Origin of the sequence: Streptomyces sp. NPDC046876, from assembly GCF_040645035.1 — a bacterium.
In the GTDB taxonomy this organism is placed as follows: Bacteria; Actinomycetota; Actinomycetes; order Streptomycetales; family Streptomycetaceae; genus Streptomyces.
The window spans coordinates 134,103-149,366 of sequence record NZ_JBEYXK010000002.1; the positions used below are offsets into that span (position 1 = coordinate 134,103).

Sequence of the window (15,264 nt, forward strand, 5' to 3'; positions counted from 1 at the left end):
GATGCCCCCGGCGGGGCTGGGATGCCCCCGGCGGGGCTGGGATGCCCCCGGCGGGGCTGGGATGCCCCCGGCGGGGCTGGGATGCCCCCGGCGGGGCTGGGATGCCCCCGGCGGGGCCGAAAGGCCCGGGCGCTGCGCGCCCGGTGCGCTCAAGCGCCGCGCGGGCTGGATTTGCCTGGCCCGGCGTACACACGCACCTGCGGCGGAAGTGCGTCGGCACCGCGGATGCGGTCGGGGCCGGTCTCGACGTGGATCGTCCGAAGTCCGGTCAGCCCGGCAAGCGGTGCAAGGTCGATGTTCGCCTCCGCGCTGAAGTCCCCGGCCAGGTGGAGCTCCTGCAGTGCGAGGAAGGCCGAGGGCAGGCGGCGGACGGCCGCCTGGATCGCCCGTTCCCCGTCCCCGCCCAAGAGGGCCAGCCTCTCGACACCGGGCAGCACCACCTCGACCGGAAGCGTCTCGATCGAGGAGGCGGACACCCTGAGCTCGAAAAGGGGCAGGGCCAGGATCTCAAGCCAGTCGGCGGCCGAGGCCGGACTCGATGCAGGGTTGAGGTCCAGGACACCGAGGCCGGCCAGCTTTCCGAGACCCTTGAGCGCATGCGCGGGACGCACCTCGCCCGAGACCACCAGTTCGGTCAGGGGGGCACCCAGGGGAAGGTTCTCCGCGGACCAGCGCACGGCGGCGGGACCGTGGAGGACGAGGGACCGCAGCTCCGGCATCCGTGAGACGGGGCGCAGATCGAGATTCGGGCCGGGGTGCGCGATGACCAGCCACCGGATCCGCAGGCTGCTGATCGCGGAAAGATCCGTCAGGCTCGCGCAGTCGCTGACGGTCAGGGACTCCAGGGCGGACTGCCCCGCCAGAAAGCTCAGATCGGACACGGTGGCACGCGTGAGATCGATCTCCTTGAGGCCGTACCTGACGAGGAACGCCTCCAGCGCCTGCCCCGAAACGCCGCTCCTGATGTCCAGGCAGTCCGGTCGGAGTTCCAGGCGCTCCAGGTGGCGGAGCTGTTCGTCGGACCCGACGGTGTAGCGGAGACCGCTCGGATCCAGGCGGGCGATGACCTCGTCGGCGTAGTCCGCGGCGTCGAACCGGGACCAGGCCCACATGAGCTGGGAGCGGACCGGCAGGAAGGGATGAGCGACGAACCGGGCGAGGAAGGTGACCGCGGCTTCCGACTTGACGTGCGAGGCCGCGATCACCACGTGGTAAGCCGCCTCGTCGTCGAGCTCCTCCGGGCCGGGGAGGAGGCCCAGGATCAGCGGACCGACCTCCGCCAGGGCGCGCGCCTCCTGCTCGTTCCGCGGCGGGATAAGGGTGGCGGTGCGCTCCTCCACGGCAGACCGCACCTCGGGGTCGAGAGTGGTGGCGTGTTCCAGGCAGGCCGCGGCCAGCAGGTAGATGCGGGCCTTGGTACGCCGCTCGGTGGACCGGTCCCCCTGGGCGAGCAGGTCGCGGAAGAGCCGGACGCGCTCACCGGGCCGGGCGAGCGCGACCGCCATCCGGATCACGTCCTCCCACTGGTCGTCGGCGGCGTGGTCCGTGAGCAGCCCGAAGTCGCCCTCCTCCACAGCGGCCCGGGCTCCCAGGAAGTCCTGGAAGGTGCGGTGGATGAAGTCCACGGTGTCGGGCGCCGGTTCACGCAGGAGGCCGCTGCGCTGGAGGAAGTGGTCGAAGACCGCCGGCGCTTCGCCCAAGGCCGCTGCTTCGGGAACAGCGGGTAGGGCCCGGGCGATGATGTCCTGCGCCCGGGAGCGGTCCATCTCCGTCCGGCCGTTCCGGATCAGCCAGTACGCGAGGCGCTGGAGCAGTTCGAGCTGCGGTTCCTCCCTGAGGTCCGGGCCGCGCATGTCGCGTTCGCGGTCGCGGCGGCTGAGCAGCATGGAGAGGGCGGCCTCGTAGAGGTCCTTGCGGCCGTGCGGGAGGTACCCGCGGCGGTCCCGGTGCAGGGCGCAGATCAGCCCGCACATCAGGGGGTTGGTGGCCAGCCGGCCGAGATCTGGCTTGGTGCGGACGGCGGCGAGCAGCTGGGCCTCGTACACCTTGAGGTCGGCGTCGTCCTCCGCGCCGGTGCGCGCCGCGTCGTGCCAGCGCCTGATGAAGGTGGCGATCTCGGCGGGCCCCATGGCGGAGAGGGTCAGCTCGGCGAAGCCGTCCTCGGTCAGCCAGTCCGCTCCCACGGCAGAGGGGCGGGAGGTGACGAGCCAGCGGTTGTCGCCGCCGTACGTGTCCATCAGGTCCCGGAGCCAGCTGCGGGCCCGTTCCCGCTCCCGGTCGGGGATCTCGTCGATGCCGTCCACGAGGACCACGCCCCGTCCCGCGGCGAGGACGCGGTGGGCCCAGCCTTCGGGCTGGACCTCGCCGAGAGCGCAGCCCACGGCGGTCAGGAAGTCACGGGGGGCGGGGAGCCGTTCGCCGTGGCGGGTCAGGGTGCGCAGCGGCAGGACGAACGGGATGCGGTCCTCCAGGTACGCCATCTGCGGCGCGAGGTCCTGGCGGGCGGCGGAGACGGCGAGCCACTGCACGAGGGTGGTCTTGCCCGACCCGGCCTCGCCGCGCAGCAGCACGCGGGGACTGTCGGCCAAGGCCTGATCAGCAGGCAGCAGGGAGGCGGCGGCACGGAACAGGGCCAGCTGCGCCTCCAGGGGATGCTGGTGGAAGAGGCGGAGCGCCTCCTGCACGACGGACGACGCTGACGGCGAGGCCGAAGTCGCTTCGAGGCTCAGGTAAGCCACGTCCAGCGGCCACCGCTTCGGCGAGTTGCCGAGGTCGATCCCGTAGATCGTCAGCTTGCCGTGCTTCTTGGCCACGTACGGCAGGTACTGCTGCTCGAAGGCGGCGTCCTCGGTGCCGGGCAGGGGATTGCGGCGGATCAGCTCGTCGACTCCGGCGGTCAGTTCGGCGAGGTCGCGCGTCTGCTGGACCAGCGTGTGGGCGACGAACGTCGAGCGCTGCGTGAAGAAGTGCAGGATGTGCAGGCACGCGGCGTCGAGGAGGCGCTCGTAGAAGTACGTGGCGTCGGCGCTCAGGTGGCGCTCGGGGCGGCCGGCCGCCCGCCGCAGCTCCTTGGCGAAGGCTGCGGCGCCGAGCCGTACGGCCTCCAGGTCGGTCAGCGTCACGTCGCCGAGGGCGTGCAGCGTGGTGGCGAGGGCGTCGGCCACCGCCTGCTGCTCGTCCGCGGCGATGGGCCGCTCGCCGCCCGTGCGGAGCGCCTGGCGGACCAGCTTGTCGGCCAGGGTGCTCAGGTCGGAATCGGTCAGGGAGCGCTTCTCGCCCTTGAAGGAGACGTAGCCGGAGATCCGGATCGGCTTGTCGACGAGGCCGGCGCCGCTGCCCTCGGCCGCGAACAGCCGTTTGACCAGGGGTCCGATGGCCGCCGAGGCCAGTCGGGTGCCGATGATCCCGGGCTCCATGCATCCCCCCGCAACGTCGAGTCCGTTGTGGGGATCCTAGGCGCCCGGGTCCGGCTCCGCCGGGGTTTGGGCGAGCGGCTACGCCTCGACCAGGGCTTCCTGTTCCGCCGGGTTGAGGGTCTCGCGCAGGATGCGGGTGCGCTCCGCGGTGTCGTCGGAGGCCAGGAGGGCCGTCAGGACCGCGATGCGGGCCTGGCCGGCGCGGAGGGTGCCCGTCGGGACCGCGCCCGCCGCGACCAGGTCCACCGCACCGCCGTGCGTGTAGATCTCGGTGACCGGGCCGGCCGCGACCCGGGTGGTGAGGGCCACCAGGACGCCGCGCTCCACCGCCGCGCGGACCGCGTCCACGATCTCCGGGGTGGCGTTGCCCGCGCCGGTGCCGATCAGGACGATGCCGCGGGCCCCGGCCGCGACCGCGGCCTCGAACAGCACCGCGTCGCCGTCGGCGTGGTGCATCACCATGTCCACCCGCGGCGGCACCTCCGGCATCGCCGGCACCGGCAGCGGCTGCGGGCGCCGGGTCGTGCGCAGCAGGGTGACCTTGCCGAAGCCGATCTTGCCGAGGAGTTCGCGGGAGGGGTCGGCGAAGGCGTCCAGGGCGACGGCCTGGGTCTTGACCGTGCCGCGGGCCGCGTGCACGCGCCCGGCGAAGCTGACGAGGACGCCGAGGCCGCGGGTGGTGGCCGCGGTGAGCAGGGCGTCGTACAGGTTGCCCGGTCCGTCGCCCTCGGCGGTGCCCATGGGCAGCTGTGCGCCGGTGAAGACAACGCTGCGCTCGTCGTGGTGGTGCAGGTCGACCAGGAAGGCCGACTCCTCCAGGGTGTCGGTGCCGTGGGTGACGACGATGCCGTCGACGCCGGGGTCGGCGAGCACCTCGTGCACGGTGCGCAGCAGGGTCAGCTGGTGGGCGGTGGTCAGCCGGGGGCTGTTCACCCGGAACAGGTCGACGACCTCGACGGTCGTGCCCTCGGGCAGCGGCGCGGTGGCCATGACCTCCCGGCCGTCGGCGTCGGCCGCGAAGCCGTTGCCCTGCCAGCGGCTGGCAATCGTTCCGCCGGTGCTGATGACGACGATCCGCCCCATGGCCACCCTTCCCCAGTACGGGTGATACCTCGTACACGTGTGCTGATGTGCTGAAGTCAGCAATGATAGGGAGTTCTGTGCGCAATTCGATTGCCGGTTTGACGGATTCCGGTTGATTCCGTGGGGGATAATTGCGCCATGGATGCCATTGATCGCGAAATCTTGCGCGAGCTCCAAGCCGACGGGCGGCTCAGCAACCAGGAGCTGGCCCAGCGCGTGGGCCTCACCCCCTCCCCCTGCATGCGCCGCGTGCGCCAGCTCGAACAGGACGGGGTGATCCAGGGCTACCGGGCGGTGATCGACCCCGACGCCGTGGGCCGCAGCTTCGAGGTGCTGGTCTCCGTCGAGGTGCGCCGCGACCGCGAGGCCGTCGAGGCCTTCGAGGCGGCCCTGCAGGACATCCCCGACGTCATCGAGGCCTACCGGCTCTTCGGCAGCCCCGGCTGCCTGCTGCGCATCGCCGTCGCCGACTTGCGCGCGTACGAGCGGCTGTGGATCGAGAAGCTGACCGCGCTGTCGGGGGTCACCGAGGTCAACTCGCAGATCATCATGAAGCGGATCAAGGGGCCGACCGGGCTCCCCGTGTGACCGCCCGCCTCCCCGTGTGACACCGTCCGCCTGCCCGTGTGACCGGCCCCGTCAACGGGCCGACGCCCCCGCCGATAGCGGTGGCGGTCGTCGTGATAACCCGCCAATAAGGCCCCCTCCTACCTTCTGGATCCAGAACGGATGCTCACACCAGAAGGGGGTGCCGCATGGACTTCCGGCTTCTCGGGCCGGTCGAGGCCAAACGGGGAGGCGGCAGCACGATCCCGCTCTCCGGTTCCAAGGTGCATACGGTGCTGGCCGCGCTGCTGCTCTCCGAGGGCCGCGTGGTCTCCGATGCCCGGCTGAGCGCCCTGCTGTGGGGGTGGAACCCGCCGGCCACGGCCAGCGCGCAGATCTACACGTACATGTCGAGGCTGCGCAAGCACCTCGGCGAGGAGGCCGAGATCGTCCGGCGCCAGCCCGGCTACGTGCTGCACGCGCCCGGCGCCTGGATCGACCTCGGCGAGTTCGCCCGGCTCGACCGGCTGGGCCGCGAGGCCCTCGCCGAGCGGCGCCACGAGGAGGCGGGCGCCCTGCTGCGGGACGCACTGGAGCTGTGGCGGGGCACCGCACTGGCCAACACCACCGAGCAGATGATCGAGGCGGAGCTGCCCCGGCTGGAGGAGGCGCGGATGATCGCGCTCGAGAGCCGGATCGAGGCCGACCTCGCCCTCGGCCGGCACGAGCAGGTCACCGCCGAGCTGACCGGCCTGGTCGCCGAGCACCCCGTACGGGAGCGGCTGCGGGCGCAGCTGATGACGGCCCTGTACCGCTGCGGACGGCAGGCCGACGCCCTGCACACCTACTACGAGGGCCGCGCCGTCCTCGCCGACCAGCTCGGCGTGGACCCGGGCGAGGCGCTCGGCTCCACCTACCAGGCGGTGCTCGGAGGGGACCTCGGGCTCGGCCCGGCCGCCGCCGCACCCGCTGCCGCGGCCGCCTCCGCCGCTGCCGCCCCCGCCGCCGGTACGGCCGCTCCGGCCGCCGCGGCGGCCGTACCGGCGATGCTGCCGGCCCCGTACGGGGAGTTCACCGGGCGGCGGGCCGAACTGGTCCTGCTGCGCGAGCGGCTGACCCGCGACGACGGCCGCCCCCGCCGGCTGCTGATCACCGGCATGCCCGGGGTGGGCAAGACGGCCCTCGCGGTGCGCGCGGCCCAGGACTGCGCCGCGCGCTTCCCCGACGGGCAGCTGTACGCCGAGCTCTGCCACCCGGACGGCACCCCGAAGGAGCCCGCCGAGGTGCTGGTCCGGCTGCTGCGCGCGCTGGGCGAGCCGGCGCCGGCCGCCGCGGACGATCTGGAGGAGCTGGTCCGGCTGTACCGGACCCGCACCGCCGACGCCCGGCTGCTGCTCGTCCTCGACGACGCGGTCGGCGACCGCCAGGTGGCCCCGCTGCTTCCGGGCGGGCCCGAGGCCGCCGTCCTGATCACCAGTCAGGCCCGGCTCGCCCGGGTGGCCGGCGCGGACACCACCGCGCTCGCCCCCGTGGACGACGACGAGGCGCTGGAGCTGCTGGCCTCGCTGGCCGGCCGCGACCGGCTGGAGGCCGAACCGGACGCCGCCGACGACCTGGTGGCGTACTGCGCCGGCCTGCCGCTGGCGCTGACCGTCACCGGCGCCCGGCTCGCGGCCCGGCCGCACTGGCCGGTGTCGCGGCTGGCGGCCCGGCTCGCCGACCCGGACACGCGCCTCGGCGAGCTGGCCTTCGGCGACGTGAGCGTGCGCGAGGCGCTGGTGCACTCCGTACGACGCCTCGGCGGCCCGGAGCTGTCCGCGCTGACGGGACTCGTCGACCGCGACGGCGAGCCGTTCTCGGCGCAGTACGCGGCCCTGGTGCTGGGCACCGCGGAGGAGGAGGCCGAGTCGGCCCTGGACTCCCTCGTGGACTGCGCGCTGCTGGAGCTGTCCGGGCTGGACCGCCAGGGACGCCCCCTGTACCGGTGCAACGACCTCGTCAGGCTGCTGGCGGGCTCGCTGACGACCCGTGAGCTGAGCGCGGGCGGGGCCCTCCCCTCCGCGGTGCGGTGAGCGGTACGGCGCAGGGCAGCGGACCGGCGGCGCTCACCACGAGCTGTGCGACCGCGCGAACACCGTGCCGGTCGGCCGCAGTGCGGGCTCGATGGTCTCCCGTACGATCGTCCACACGTCGGCGACGACTCGCTCGCGCGGCGGACGCGGGGAGCGCGACAGCGCGTCCGCCGCGATCGCCCAGGCCGACGCGACGGCCGCCGTGGCCCGCACCTCGGCGGACGGCTTGGGGGCCTTGGCCCGGGCCCGGCCGACGTCGATGCGGAAGGCCAGCTCGGCGGCCTCGCGCAGCCGGACCCCGCGGATGAACCGGTCCGCCGGGAGCGCGAAGACGGCCGGCGAGAGCGGGTGGGCGTAGACCTGGCGGACCCAGGTGGAGAAGCGCAGCCGCTCGCGCTCCTCCCAGCCGCCGCGGGCCGCCGGGCCCGGGTCGTCGCGCTCGACGGCCTCGGCGATCAGCGCGAAGTACGCGGCCAGGTCCTCGGGGGTCGGGACGGGAACGCCGGGAGCGCCTGAAGCGCCGGCGGCCGGGTCGGTGAGCAGCTGGTCCACGGGGAAGAGGGACTCGACGGTCATGGCGGGACGGCCTTTCGCTGAGGCGGTTCGGGGCGGGATACGGGCGGCAGTGCGGGCGGTGCCCGGAGTACGGGCGGGGCGGGCAGGGTGCGCCGCGGTGTACGGCGGGGCCGCGGTACGGGCCCGCGTACGGGACGGCGTACGGGACGGCTCAGTGGTCCGCGTGCCGGTACACCGGGCCGTGCGCGGCAGGACCGGCCGGCCGGGCCAGCGCCACCGCGACGCCCTCGGCGAGCGGGAGGTCCTCCACGGTCCAGGCGGTGGTCCGGCCGCGGTGGGTGTGGATGACCCGCACCGGGCCGGAGCGGGCCGGATGGGTTTCCAGCAGCCCCAGTTCGGTGCCGGACAGGCCGAGGCCGACGGCTTTGACCACGGCCTCCTTGCGGGTCCATATGCGGTGGAACGAGGCGTCCCGCTCCGGGCCGGCCGGCAGTGCGGCCAGGTGCCGCCGCTCGGCCGGGGTCAGGTCGGGGTCGGTCATCGCCGCCGGGCGTACGGGGCGCAGCGCCTCGGCGTCCACGCCGATCGCGGAGCCGGCGCCGACCGCGAAGACGCAGGCGCCGGCGGTACGGCTCATGCTCAGCACGAGCGGGAGGTAGGGGACGACGAGCCGGGGCGGGCCGTGGCTGCCGTCGCCGCAGCCGGGACACGCCCGGCGGCCCAGGACGAGCTGCCCGGGGTCGAGGCCGAACAGGCCGGCCAGCGCCTGCCGGGCGCCGGCCCGGGAGCGGACGAAAGCGGCGGCGTCCCGTTCGGCGGGCAGGGACAGGGCCCGCCGGAACTCCTCGGTGTCCAGCAGCGGCAGATCGGCCGGGTCGGTGTGCTCCGGCGGCCGCCAGAACCAGACGTGGGCCTCGCCCCGGGCGGCGAGCGCGCCGGCCACGGCCATCGCCGTGCCGGGGGCGCCTTCCTCGCGTAACGCCATGAAATCCCCCTTCCTTCTCCCCCGTCGGACGGTGCGGTCACGCGGCCCTTCGCGTCTTCCGGGACATTACGGAGACAAAGCCGCCCCCTGAGCATGGTGCGGCCGACTATTGCTCGCCTATACCTGTCGCCGCGGCCGCCCGCGGCCGCTTTCCCATAGGAATGGGATAGTTCGGGTCCGGAACATTGCTCGGGTCACCCTTTCATCGACCCGAGGAATTTCTTTCATGCCTCACATGCAAGAGGACACCCTCACCCTCGGCTCGGCGTCGACCGTGCCGGGCGCCATGACGCTGACGGACACCGAGCGCGATGCGATGCTCGCGCTGGCGGCCGACGTACTGGCCTCCTCCCCCGCCCTGATCGACGACCCGGCCTGGCTGGACACGGTCCGCGACGCCTCGGCGATGCTGCCGCGCCCGGTGCTGGCGATGCTGCGCCGGTTCCGGCACGACGCGGGCCCCGACGGGGTGCTGCTGCTGCGCAACATGCCGGTGGTCGGGCGCGACCCGCTGCCGGTGACGCCGACCGTACCGGGTTCCGTGGAACGGGTGCCGGCCGTCGCCTCGGCTCTGGTGACCGCGGCGATGCTCCAGCTCGGCGAGGTCATCGCCTATCGCAGCGAAAAGACCGGCGCGCTCGTGCAGAACGTCGTTCCCGTGCCGGGCAGCGAGCATTCCCAGAGCAATGCGGGTTCCGTTCTCCTCGAACTCCACGTGGAGAACGCATTCCACGACAACAAGCCCGACTACGTCGGCCTGCTCTGCGTCCGGGAGGACCCGACGGGCGATGCGAAGCTGTGCACGTCCTCGATCCGGCGGGCGCTGCCGCTGTTGTCCGGACGGACCGTGTCGGTGCTCTCGGCCCCGCGCTTCCTCACCGAGCCGCCGCCGTCCTTCGGCGACCTGAACTCGGTGACCCCGGCCCACCCGGTGCTCGTCGGGGACCCCGAGGACCCCAACGTCCTGGTGGACTTCGCCGCCACGCACCCGCTGGACGACGAGGCGGCGGCCGCCATGGGCGAGCTGCGCGAGGCGTTCATGCGGACGATGTCCGCGCTGGCCCTGCGTGTCGGTGACCTCGCGGTGGTCGACAACCGGCTCGCGGTGCACGGCCGTACCTCCTTCACCCCCCGCTACGACGGCCAGGACCGCTGGCTGCACCGGGTGTACGCGCACTTGGACCACCGGCGCAGCCGGGTGGACCGCAAGGGCGGCGGCGCCGTCCTCAACTGACGGCAGCCGACCCCGCGCAGCCGAGGCGAACGCACGGAGGGCCGGCCCCCACAGGGGGCCGGCCCTCCGGCCGTACGGGGCCTACTGGCGCGAGCCGATGACGTCGGCGGGGCGGCCGGCCAGGGCCAGCCGGCCCGGGACCAGCGTGGCCAGGGCCGCGAGGAGCGCCGCGAAGCCGAGGACACCCAGGTACATCCAGGGGTCGATGGCCGGGGAGGCGGAGCCCGTCATGCCGATGCTGAAGGCGGTCAGGACCGCGAAGGCGATCCCGGTGCCCAGCACCGCCGAGATGATCACCACGAGGGCCGACTCGATCCGGAGCATGCCCATCACCTGGCGGCGCGTGGTGCCGACGAGCTGGAGCAGGGCGAACTCGCGGGTGCGGTCGGATACCGACATGGCCAGGGTGTTGACCACGGCGATCGCGGTGAAGGCGATGATCAGGCCCATGGCGACGTAGTTGACCTCGGCGTTGGACTGCTGGACCTCGGCCTGCAGGTCCTCGACCTGGCTGCGGTCCAGGACGCCGACGCCGGGCAGGCCGCCGAGCGCCTTCTGCAGCTCGCCCCGGCCGGCCCGGCCGTCACCGGCCGTCTTGACCAGCAGCGAGGAGGCCAGCGGGTTGTCGACGTGCTGTACGACCAGGGCGTGGGACATCGTCAGATCGCCGAAGCCGAGGCCCCGCTCGTAGACCGCGGAGACCGTCAGCTCGGTCTCGGTGCCGTCACCGAGGGTCAGTTTCAGGGTGTCGCCCGGCTTCTTGCCGAGGTTGTCGGCGGCGACCTCGCTGAGCGCGACGCTCTTGTCGCCGAAGCCGTCCAGGCTGCCGCCGGTGACGCCCGGATCCCAGGTGCGGGTCAGGCCGTCGGTGGAGACGCCCTGCGCCGGGTACTTCTCCAGCCCGACGCGCACGGAGGTGCGTACGACCTCGGTCACCGCGGTCACGCCGGGCACCCGTCGCAGCTTGTCCGCGGCCTGCGCGGGCACGCCGGGGCCGGCCGAGCCGACGACCCAGTCCGCCTTGTTGCCGGCCTTCGCCTGCTCGGTGGCCGCCGCTCCCATGGTGGTCTGGACGAAGAACACCGTGCACGCCATGCCGATCAGCAGGGCGAGCGGGGTGATCGCGGCGGAGAGCCGCTTGGTGTTGGCGCGGGCGTTGGCCGTGGCCAGGTAGCCGCCCACCCGGGACGCCCTCAGCGGCACGCCCAGGACGGCGACCGCGATCCGGGCGATCAGCGGGCCGAGCAGCGAGACCGCCACCGCGAGCACCACGACCGACAGGAACGTCACCGGGGTGGAGGCGGGCTCGGTGCGCAGCGCGGCGAGGACCGCGAGGAGCACGATGCCGCCGGCGAGGAAGGCCGCGCCGGCGCCGAGCCGGCCCCACGCGAAGTTCCGCTGCTCCATGGCTGCTTCGGACAGGGCCTCGGCGGGCCGGATCCGCGCGGTGCGGCGGGCCGAGATCCGCGCGGCGGCCCAGGCGCCGAGCAGGGCCGCGCCGATCGCGGCGAAGAACGGGAACACGCTGAAGGTGACCTCGAGGGTGTCCGGGATCGCCTTGAAGCCGACGAACTTGCCGTGGAGCCAGTAGGCGATGGGCAGTCCGGTGACCGAGCCGAGCACACCGGCGAACGCGCCGACGATCAGCGCCTCGCGGCCGATGAGCTGGCGGACCTGCTTGGGGGTGGCGGCGATGGCGCGCAGCAGCGCCAGCTCGCGGTAGCGCTGCTGGATGGACAGGGCGAAGGTGCCGACGACCACGAGGATCGCGACGAGCAGCGAGGTGCCGCCGATCGCACCGCCCATGGAGACCAGCTTGATCCGGGCCTTGGCCGCGTCCAGGAACTCGACGGGGCCGCGGTCGCCGCCCGTCGCCACCTGGGCGGTGCTCCCGTCCAGGGCCTTCCTGACCTGCCCGGCCAGCTCCGCCGTGGACACGCCCTGCTTGGGCAGCACGCCGACGACGGCGACCTCGCCCTCGCGGCCCGAGAGCCGCTCGGCCTCGGTGTCGGAGAAGAACAGCGAGGTCTGCTGCTTCAGGTCGCCGCCCGCGGGGGCCGCGATGCCGGTGATCCGGTACGTGCGGGGGGAGTCGGTGGACTGCACGGTCAGCTCGGCGCCGGGCTTCAGGCCGGCCCGCCGGGCCAGTTCCCGGTCCACGACGACCTCGTCGGCGCCGACCGGGGCCGCGCCCTCGGCCAGGGTGAAGGGGGTCAGGGCCGCCGAGGTCCAGGCGTGCCCGTACGAGGGCTTGCCGTCGACGCCCGGCAGGACCTGCCCCTTGCCGGTGACCGCGTACGCCGGGAAGGTCAGCTCGGGCAGGGCCGCCTTCACGCCGGGCAGCGCGGCGAGCTTCGCCGCGGTGTCGGCGGGCAGCCAGACGCGCTCGCCGAGCGGCTTGGCCTTCTCCTTCGTCTTGGTCTTGCCCTTCTTCTTCTCCTTGGTGGTGACCTGGTGGACGTTCTGGTCGCCGCCGACCACGACCGGGGCGCCGGCGTAGCGCTCGGTGCCGATGGTGCCCCTGAGCCCCGTCTCGAGGAGGATGCCGCAGGCCGTGACCAGTGCGGCGGCGCAGAACAGGGCGAGGAACGCCCCGATGAAGCCGCCCTTGCGGGCGCGCAGCGTCTGCAGTGCGTAGCGCAGCATCAGGCCCACGCTCCCAGGTGGGTCATGCGGTCGGCGACGCGGTCGGCGGTCGGGGAGTGCATGGTGTCGACGATCCGGCCGTCCGCGAGGAAGAGGACGGTGTCGGCGTAGGAGGCGGCGACCGGGTCGTGGGTGACCATGACCACCGTCTGGCCCGTCTCGTCGACGCAGGACCGCAGCAGGGCGAGGATCTCCTTCGCCGTCACCGTGTCGAGGGCGCCGGTCGGCTCGTCGCCGAAGATGACGTCGGGGCGGGTGATCAGCGCGCGGGCGATCGCCACGCGCTGCTGCTGGCCGCCGGACAGCTCGGCCGGGCGGTGCGTGGCGCGGCCGCCCAGGCCGACGCGCTGCAGGATCTCCTCCAGCCAGCCCGGGTCCAGGCGCTCTCCGGCCAGGCGCAGCGGCAGCTCGACGTTCTGCCGGACCGACAGGGCCGGGATCAGGTTGAACGCCTGGAAGACGAAGCCGATGCGTTCGCGGCGCAGCCGGGTCAGCTGGGTCTCGTTCATCCCGCCGAGCTCGGTGTCGCCGATGTAGGCGCGGCCGCTGGACGGCTTGTCCAGGCCTGCGGCGCAGTGCAGGAAGGTGGACTTGCCGGATCCGGAGGGTCCCATGACGGCCGTGAACGAGCCGCGCTGGATGCCGACCGAGACGCCGTCCAGGGCGCGCACGCCGCGGCCGCTCTTTCCGTATTCCTTCACGACCGCGTCCATGCGCAGCGCGAATCCCGGGGATCCGGTGCCGGCGCTCTGTCGGCGGAGGCTGTTCGTCTCGGTCCTCATGCGCGACCAGTCCTTCCAAGGCTTTGAGGGGGGTTCATCAGCAGCACGATCCGCGTGTGGCGGAGGCAACACCCTCGATCCTTGGGGTCGGATCTATATCGGCTCTACGGCGGCGGGGCCGGGCATGCGTTTCCGGCCGAAGGCGGGGTGCCTTCGGCCGGATCGGGGTGGGTGGGGCGGGGCGGGCGGGGTGGGGTGGGGCGGGGTGGGGTGGGTCAGCGGCGGTTTCTGGTCCAGCGGACGACCAGCGCCGCGGCGGTGGCCGCCACGCACACGGCGTAGGAGGCGACCACCCACGGGGCCGGGGTGCGGCCGGCGCCGAGTCCGTGCACGAGGCCGGCGAGCCAGCCGGCGTAGGCCAGGCCGTGGAGGATCCGGAAGGGCCGGATCCAGCGGCGGGTGGCGAAGACGCCGCGCCACAGGCCGGTGAGCAGGGCGAGGACGAACAGCTGGGCGGCGAGGGTGCCGAGGTCGACGAGGCGGTCGCCGCTCCCCCAGCCGAGCACGGCCTCGCTCGCGGCGATCCGGTCCCCGGCCACCTTGACGCCGATGTGGATCAGCAGGAAGCCGACGCCGGCCACGGCGGCGGCACGGTGGAGGTGCTGGGCCAGGGTGCGGTGGGTCGGGGAGAGGACGTCGCGGAAGACGGTGGCCAGGCCCAGCATCACCGAGCAGCTGAGGGCGACCAGGGCGAAGACCCCGGCCATCTCGTCGAGGAACTCCTGCAGGGCGCCGCCCGCGAGGGCCCCGACGGCGAGCAGTGCGGCTACGGCGGCCAGGCCGGCCGTGACGGCGGGGGCGCCGGGGGCGGGCGTGTGCGGGGGCCCTGGCCGGGCGGGGGGCGGGGTCGGGGTCGGGGTCGGCCGTTCGGTCGGGCGGGTGGTGGTGTGGGCCATGGGGGGCTCCGGGGGGTGGTGGGACTCCGTGCGGGGAGGTCGGGCCGGGGGTACGGAACGGGCGCGCCCGGGGCTCCGGGGCGCCGCCCCGCACCCCCGCGCCTCACGCCGGCGAGGCTGGATCGGGCCGCCCGGGCGGGGGAACGGGCGCGGCCCGGAGCCCTTTCGGGGCTCCGCCCCGGACCCCGCGCCTCAAACGCCGGCGAGGCTGGATTGGCCGGACCCCCGCCGCAAGCGTCGGCGAGGCTGGATTGGCCGGGCCCCCGCCGCAAGTGTCGGAGGGGCTGGGTTGGGCGGGCTATGGGCGGTGGCGGTGGATGGGGCCCAGGGTGGGGGTCAGGGGGCGGGCCAGGGAGGCTGACCAGTTGCCGTCCAGGTCCAGGTCGTCGACCTGCCAGCGCGTCACCTCCCCCTGGTAGCCGTGCACCACCTCGACGGGGCCCGGGATGCCCGGGGTGACGTCGAGGGCGTTCAGGTCGATGCCCAGCAGGCCCAGCCCGACCCCCTTGAGCACGGCCTCCTTGCGGGTCCACACCCGGTGGAACGCGGCGGTCCGCTCGGGCCCGGCGGGCAGCGACATGATGTACGCGTACTCGGCCGGGGCGAGCACCACGTCGGCCAGCGAGCCGGATTCCACGGGGCGCAGGGCCTCGATGTCCACGCCGATCCAGTCCCCGGCGTGCAGGGCCAGCACCCCGCAGCCGCTGGTCCGGGTCAGGCTCACCGCGAGGCCGACGGCCGGGGCGGCCACGGCCGGCGGGCCGTGCTCCAGGTCCCCGCAGCCCGGGCAGACCCGGCGGCCGAGGGCCACCGTACGGGCGTCGACGCCGAGCAGCTCCCCGATGGCGCGCCGGGCGCCGGCCCGGGTCCGTACGAACGCGGCGGCGTCCCGCTCGTTGCGGTAGCGGCGGGCGCGGACCTGCTCGACCTCGTCCAGCAGGTCGAACTCGGCCTGGTCGACCCGGTCCCCCAGCGGCCACCACCACACGTGGGCCTCGCCGGTCTCCTCGAGCCTCGCCGCCTCCCGTGCGGCCGATTCCGGCACGTGCACGGTCGGGGCGGCAGCCAGCAGCTGGCTGGTCATCGGA

At 74.0% G+C, this 15,264-nt stretch carries 11 protein-coding genes; 3 read left to right on the top strand and 8 right to left on the bottom strand.

Annotation, left to right across the window (positions count from 1 at the left end; genetic code table 11):
• Positions 1-149: 149 nt before the first annotated feature.
• A complete protein-coding gene (locus ABZ924_RS02300) occupies positions 150-3,416 on the bottom strand; it encodes an NACHT domain-containing protein (protein ID WP_361902720.1) in 3,267 nt (1,088 codons plus the stop codon).
• Positions 3,417-3,494: 78 nt separating this feature from the next.
• Positions 3,495-4,499, bottom strand: coding sequence for an asparaginase (locus tag ABZ924_RS02305; protein WP_361902723.1), 1,005 nt, complete (start codon positions 4,497-4,499; stop codon positions 3,495-3,497).
• 138 nt (positions 4,500-4,637) lie between these two features.
• On the opposite strand from ABZ924_RS02305, the gene ABZ924_RS02310 reads away from it, so the two are divergent.
• Both ABZ924_RS02310 and ABZ924_RS02315 read left to right on the top strand, forming a co-directional pair.
• Positions 4,638-5,087 carry an Lrp/AsnC family transcriptional regulator gene (locus ABZ924_RS02310; RefSeq protein WP_361902725.1) on the top strand — a complete coding sequence of 150 codons (450 nt, stop codon included), beginning with the start codon at positions 4,638-4,640 and terminating at the stop codon, positions 5,085-5,087.
• 167 nt (positions 5,088-5,254) lie between these two features.
• Positions 5,255-7,117, top strand: coding sequence for a BTAD domain-containing putative transcriptional regulator (locus tag ABZ924_RS02315; protein ID WP_361902728.1), 1,863 nt, complete (start codon positions 5,255-5,257; stop codon positions 7,115-7,117).
• Between the two features lie 33 nt (positions 7,118-7,150).
• Here ABZ924_RS02315 and ABZ924_RS02320 read toward each other — a convergent pair whose 3' ends face one another.
• Both ABZ924_RS02320 and ABZ924_RS02325 read right to left on the bottom strand, forming a co-directional pair.
• A complete protein-coding gene (locus ABZ924_RS02320; RefSeq protein WP_361902731.1) occupies positions 7,151-7,693 on the bottom strand; it encodes a hypothetical protein in 543 nt (180 codons plus the stop codon).
• A 151-nt stretch (positions 7,694-7,844) separates the two neighbouring features.
• On the bottom strand, positions 7,845-8,618 hold the full coding sequence (locus ABZ924_RS02325) for a 4'-phosphopantetheinyl transferase superfamily protein (protein WP_361902734.1): 774 nt from the start codon (positions 8,616-8,618) through the stop codon (positions 7,845-7,847).
• 226 nt (positions 8,619-8,844) lie between these two features.
• Between ABZ924_RS02325 and ABZ924_RS02330 the strand changes: the two genes are divergently transcribed.
• On the top strand, positions 8,845-9,852 hold the full coding sequence (locus ABZ924_RS02330) for a TauD/TfdA family dioxygenase (protein ID WP_361902737.1): 1,008 nt from the start codon (positions 8,845-8,847) through the stop codon (positions 9,850-9,852).
• An 81-nt stretch (positions 9,853-9,933) separates the two neighbouring features.
• On the opposite strand, the gene ABZ924_RS02335 is transcribed toward ABZ924_RS02330, so the two are convergent.
• The 4 genes from ABZ924_RS02335 to ABZ924_RS02350 form a co-directional block, all read right to left on the bottom strand.
• Positions 9,934-12,498 (bottom strand): FtsX-like permease family protein, encoded by a 2,565-nt coding sequence (locus tag ABZ924_RS02335; RefSeq protein ID WP_361902740.1) that lies wholly within the window; start codon positions 12,496-12,498, stop codon positions 9,934-9,936.
• On the bottom strand, positions 12,498-13,280 hold the full coding sequence (locus ABZ924_RS02340; RefSeq protein WP_361902743.1) for an ABC transporter ATP-binding protein: 783 nt from the start codon (positions 13,278-13,280) through the stop codon (positions 12,498-12,500). The genes ABZ924_RS02335 and ABZ924_RS02340 overlap by 1 nt, the downstream gene beginning before the upstream one ends.
• A 215-nt stretch (positions 13,281-13,495) precedes the next feature.
• Complete coding sequence (locus ABZ924_RS02345) at positions 13,496-14,176, bottom strand: ferric reductase-like transmembrane domain-containing protein (protein ID WP_361902746.1); 681 nt, start codon at positions 14,174-14,176, stop codon at positions 13,496-13,498.
• A 298-nt stretch (positions 14,177-14,474) separates the two neighbouring features.
• A complete protein-coding gene (locus ABZ924_RS02350; RefSeq protein ID WP_361902749.1) occupies positions 14,475-15,260 on the bottom strand; it encodes a 4'-phosphopantetheinyl transferase superfamily protein in 786 nt (261 codons plus the stop codon).
• Positions 15,261-15,264 lie beyond the last annotated feature (4 nt).

Excerpts from the sequence above, each read along its gene's own strand:
- ABZ924_RS02325 (WP_361902734.1), bottom strand. The coding sequence starts at position 8,618 with ATGGCGTTACGCGAGGAAGGCGCCCCCGGCACGGCGATGGCCGTGGCC.
- ABZ924_RS02315 (WP_361902728.1), top strand. The coding sequence starts at position 5,255 with ATGGACTTCCGGCTTCTCGGGCCGGTCGAGGCCAAACGGGGAGGCGGC.
- ABZ924_RS02330 (WP_361902737.1), top strand. The coding sequence starts at position 8,845 with ATGCCTCACATGCAAGAGGACACCCTCACCCTCGGCTCGGCGTCGACC.
- ABZ924_RS02340 (WP_361902743.1), bottom strand. The coding sequence starts at position 13,280 with ATGAGGACCGAGACGAACAGCCTCCGCCGACAGAGCGCCGGCACCGGA.
- ABZ924_RS02320 (WP_361902731.1), bottom strand. The coding sequence starts at position 7,693 with ATGACCGTCGAGTCCCTCTTCCCCGTGGACCAGCTGCTCACCGACCCG.
- ABZ924_RS02300 (WP_361902720.1), bottom strand. The coding sequence starts at position 3,416 with ATGGAGCCCGGGATCATCGGCACCCGACTGGCCTCGGCGGCCATCGGA.
- ABZ924_RS02335 (WP_361902740.1), bottom strand. The coding sequence starts at position 12,498 with ATGCTGCGCTACGCACTGCAGACGCTGCGCGCCCGCAAGGGCGGCTTC.
- ABZ924_RS02350 (WP_361902749.1), bottom strand. The coding sequence starts at position 15,260 with ATGACCAGCCAGCTGCTGGCTGCCGCCCCGACCGTGCACGTGCCGGAA.
- ABZ924_RS02310 (WP_361902725.1), top strand. The coding sequence starts at position 4,638 with ATGGATGCCATTGATCGCGAAATCTTGCGCGAGCTCCAAGCCGACGGG.
- ABZ924_RS02345 (WP_361902746.1), bottom strand. The coding sequence starts at position 14,176 with ATGGCCCACACCACCACCCGCCCGACCGAACGGCCGACCCCGACCCCG.
- ABZ924_RS02305 (WP_361902723.1), bottom strand. The coding sequence starts at position 4,499 with ATGGGGCGGATCGTCGTCATCAGCACCGGCGGAACGATTGCCAGCCGC.